Consider the following 1,325-nt stretch of genomic DNA (forward strand, 5'->3'; position numbering starts at 1 on the left):
TGCTGCTGCCAGAATTCCAGAGAGTGTGACAGACAAACCGACCTGGTTGAAGCACCCAAACCGGTGATAGTAGATTGAGACATGGCGCTGCACCCGGTGAACGAACTGCTTGCCAGTAAAACGCCAAACTTCAAGATGCGAACAACTGCTTGAGTGAGCACGGAAGCGGCGTTGGCGAACATCAGTGTTCTCGCGTGGGAGTGGCGACGCGTAATGCGCAACCCTTGCCATGCAAAGAAAACAACCTTGGCACGACAAGTGATTCCCGCGTGCTGGATGTATGAACTTGCACCGATGTTGACATTTGCCAGAGCCTTTGCACCGAGTTACCTGAGCGTATTTTTAAACGGGACCTAACTGGAAATAGACCAACCTGCTTTCGCAAGGGATGTTGGCCTAAAAGTTTGTAACCGCGCAGTCGGGGTGGTGCAAGTGCTTGATGTGCAAGGCATTTGTTCTCCCGTGATGCTGTTTTGGTGGTGTGTTAGGCAGCCTAAACGATGTTGGCGCGGGGAGGGTGGTGGCATGCCCCGGAATGAGTGGCCTAACGAACTAGTTAACTGGCGCCGGAGCCCCGCAGGGGCGGAGGGTACCAGCAGCGGCCAATAAAATGCCGAAGGCATGGCCGCTGTTGGCGTCCGCGTTGAACTTACAGTTAGGTTTTTGACCATTGGCACGCCCTGGAAACACACGACGGCTGAGGTTGAGGTGAGGGCGCGCCACGGTGTGTGCTGAAAGCTGCTGCCAAGATTCCAGAGAGTGTGACAGGCGCACCAGCTTGGTGGAAGCACCCAAACCGGTGAAGGGAGATTGAGACATGACGCCGCGCCCGGTGAACGAACTGGCTGTCAGTGAAGCGCCAAACCTCAAGATGCGCGCCGCTGACTGAGTGAGCACGAAAGCGGCCAAGGCAAGCATCAGTGTTCCCGCGTGGGAGTGGCGAAGCAAGGTGCGCAAACCTTGCCAGGCAAAGAAAGCAACCTTGCCACGACAAATGATTCCCGCGTGCTGGATGTATGAACTTGCACCGATGTTGACATTTGCCAGAGCCTTTGCACCGAGTTACCTGAGCGTGTTACTAAACGGGACCTAACGAACGAGTTAACTGGCGCCGGAGCCCGAAGGGCGCAGGGCACCAACAGCGGCCAATAAAATGCCGAAGGCATGGCCGCTGTTGGCGTCCACGTTGAACGCCCAGTTAGGTTTTGCACCTGTGGCACGGCCTTGAAACACACGACAGATGAAGTTGAGGTGAGGGCGGACCACGGTGAATTTTTGCTGCTGCTGCCAGAATTCCAGAGAGTGTGACAGACAAACCGACCTGG

At 55.8% G+C, this 1,325-nt stretch carries 2 protein-coding genes; both read right to left on the bottom strand.

What is annotated here, in order from left to right; genetic code table 11:
- On the bottom strand, positions 1–182 hold a 182-nt coding region (locus WIT60_RS16845; RefSeq protein ID WP_339584976.1), incomplete at its 3' end, for a hypothetical protein.
- A 919-nt stretch (positions 183–1,101) separates the two neighbouring features.
- The coding region (locus tag WIT60_RS16850) for a hypothetical protein (protein ID WP_339584977.1) at positions 1,102–1,325 on the bottom strand (224 nt) is incomplete at its 5' end.

The sequence above is a fragment of the Aquabacterium sp. G14 genome (assembly GCF_037482285.1).
GTDB lineage: Bacteria > Pseudomonadota > Gammaproteobacteria > Burkholderiales > Burkholderiaceae_C > Aquabacterium.